General features: G+C 65.0%; 2 protein-coding genes. One reads left to right on the top strand and one right to left on the bottom strand.

Features of this window, described 5'->3' with window-relative positions:
* Positions 1–2,454: AAA family ATPase (locus tag DD1DGNOD_RS24815; protein ID WP_206443417.1), on the top strand; the 2,454-nt coding region annotated here is incomplete at its 5' end.
* Positions 2,455–2,525: 71 nt separating this feature from the next.
* Here the strand turns inward: DD1DGNOD_RS24815 and DD1DGNOD_RS24810 are convergent.
* A partial coding sequence (locus DD1DGNOD_RS24810) for a hypothetical protein (protein ID WP_165037021.1) occupies positions 2,526–3,003 on the bottom strand: 478 nt, incomplete at its 5' end.

Raw genomic sequence — 3,003 nt, 5'->3', positions numbered from 1 at the left:
GGGAACGGTATGGACCTGTTCGTCGGGCGGGAAGCCGAGTTGGCCGAGGCGCTACGCCTGCTCCTGACGCGGGGCGAAGGGTCGGTGATCGATTTTGTCGGCGTTCACGGCCTGGGTAAGTCCACGCTGATCCGGCAGCTTGTCCGGCAGGTCGAGGGCGCCAACCGTTTATACGTCTTCAACGAGGACATGTCCGCGTTCCGGCGCGAAGGATTCCGGGACGCCTACGGCCCCCGCGCCTCAGCCCCCGTGTTGTGGGAGACATTCGCCCGGACGAGGGAGCTGATGCTACGGGTGACCGATCGCACCCGGGCCCGGGAGTTCAATGGTTTCCGCCAACTGTGCGAGCGCGAGGCACGGCTGCTCGGCGGCGCGCCGAAAGCCGAAACCACAGGTCTGCGCGACCCGGCCGGAGGCGACGATCAGGAGACGGTCAAGGCGCGAATCCGCCAGTCCCAGTCAGCCATTGACGACGCTTTCGTCAGCGGCTGGACGGAGTGGAGCCGGCATCGGCACATCCTCATCACCATGGATTCCTTCGAACGTATCGTCGACGACGAGATGGGGCACTGGCTGGCGCGTATGGCGCTGCGCCTGACGAACACCCTGGTCGTCATCGCCCGGGTACCGTCACTGCACAAATTCTCGCCGGGATCGGATCGCTGGCATCTGCGGCAGCTGCCCTACCTGTCCCGGGACGAGGTCGTCCACTACCTCGACCAGACCTTTCGTGGCGAGCTGCGCCCGGGTGTCGCCGATGTCATCCACGATTTCACCGTGGGACATCCCGGTGGTCTGTCGCTGGCAGCGAACCTGGTCAGCGAGACGGGTCCGGACAAACTTGAGGCGTCCGACCTGCGGCGAACTCTTCAGCGGCTGCCCGACGACCCGTGGGAAAAATGGGCCGGTCTCGTTCGCCTCATCGTCGACGTGGTTCAGGATGCCCGGTTGCGGAAGGCCGTCCACGCCTGCGCCGTGGTCAACACCTTCGACGAGCCGTTGCTCGCGGAGCTGCTGGGGGAAGGCGATGACGGATATCCCGACGTCGGAACCGTCATCCAGACGCTCAAAGGCTATGGCATCGTCGAACAACTGCTCGCCGTCGCCTACGAACCGTCCGACCGTTTCCGCCTGCACGAGTTCATCCGTCTGTCGCTGAGCCGTGAACTGCGGACAGTGCATCCCCGGACCTGGCAGAACCTGCACCAACGTGCTGCCCAGCACTACTTCCGCCTCGTGTCGAAATGGGAGGATGAAAACACCGCCGGCACGTACAGCTCCTGGTATCGCTACGAGCACCCCCGCTGGCAGGCGTACAAGCGGGAGTGGTTGTTTCACGCACGGCGGGTGTCCCAGAACCGGACGATCACCCGGGCGCGTTTCGCGCTCGTGTTCCTGGAAGCTTTCTGGTGGTGGGGATGCTACTGTCCGTTCGACTACAACCGGCGGCTGCTGGAGGATTGGGAACGTACCTGGCACCAGGAGAACCCGCTTGCCGGGAGCGGGGGTTCCGTCGCGATCGTGACCGAACGCAACCCGGATGACCAGTTGAGCGAGGCGCTCGGCTTCGTGCTGGAGCACTATCCGCCTGGCTACCTCAAGACCGACGCTCCCTGGAACGACATCCGCAGCCGGCTTCTGCTCGTGCAGCGACTCTGCGGGCTCGGCCGTGGCGCCCGGGTTGGGACCACGGTGGAAGAAGAACGGGACCTCCTGCGGGTCAAAGGTCTCATCAAGATATTCCTCGCGCACAGCAGACGATTCCGTGATCCGGCCGACCCGGCCGCGAACCGCTACTACAAGGAGGCGCTGGCCGCGTTCGAGGAACTCGGGGAACCCACGGATGGCTGGATCGTCACCTGGCTGCTGTTCGAAACCGCCGACCTCGCCCTGGAGCGGGGGGCGGTGGAGGAGGAGGTGATTACCCATGCCAGCTCCTCGGCGCAGCGCCTGACTCGGCTCGCTGCTGAAAATGACGACTGGGACGAGGAGCTGATCGCGAATCTTTTCCGTGCGCGGGCGGACGCGTACTGGGTATCCGGCAAAATCGACGAGGCATTCGCCGACTATCATCGCGCCGTCGTCCACGCCTACCGGTTCATGGGCGTACCGCATCCTCCGGATGAGTATAATCTGATGTTCTACGAGGAGATGACCGCTCGGACGGTGAGCCGCTTGTGTGAGATCTTCAACCGTGCTGGTTTCGACGAAGCGAGACGGCGAACCGAACTGACCGGCGACCTACTCCCCGGTGGTGAGCAGGTCGCCGATGATGATCTCCTCGGAATGTTCGACCGTTCGGACATACCCGCGTTACGTATCCGGCTGTTTCCGCGCGGGCCGGAACCCGCGGAGCTGAGGTCCGCCGACTCCGCCTTCATGGATGACTGGAACGTCTTCGACGAGGACGAGCCGCCTTCGGAGGCCGATGTCGAATTGCTCCTTCTGCGGTGAGGTCACGGTGCGGCCGGCGCCGCGGGGAGGCCTCGGGCGTGGGGGATTTTGGTTGACCGAAGACCGCGCGATTATGGTTTTTCTCGCACGGCCGGAAACCCCGGGAGACCCAGCCGGGTCGCGAGCCACAACGCCTGCCAGCGGCGTTCGTCCAGATAGGGGTCGTCGCCGATGTTGGCGCTGCGCTGGTTGGCGGCCCGTGCCCCGATGTAGGCGACAGCCGCGGGAGGGCCCGTGACGAATGATTCGAGTGCATCGATCACATATGCCGACAGCAGATTGGCCGTGGAATGCGGGTTCCGGACAGCTGCCTCGATTCCCGCCCGGGCGCGGTCATCGAGCGTGTCGCTCTTTTCATTCCGGGCGAAGGCCGCTGCCGCGGCCTCGACGTCGTCGGCCAACGCGGGCAGGTCGGCGTCCCGGAGTTCGGCCGCGGCATGATGGGCGACCCTGCAGACGCAGGCGACGCTGAATTCCCGGGCGGTCTCGCGCGTCCATTCCTCGACCTGCGTACCCCTGCGTTCCGCGTAATTCGGTCTACCTAGAGTG

The organism is Candidatus Protofrankia californiensis (assembly GCF_900634765.1).
Lineage (GTDB): Bacteria > Actinomycetota > Actinomycetes > Frankiales > Frankiaceae > Protofrankia > Protofrankia californiensis.
Note: the sequence above shows the minus strand (reverse complement) of the source record. Positions and strands in the feature narration are given on the sequence as shown.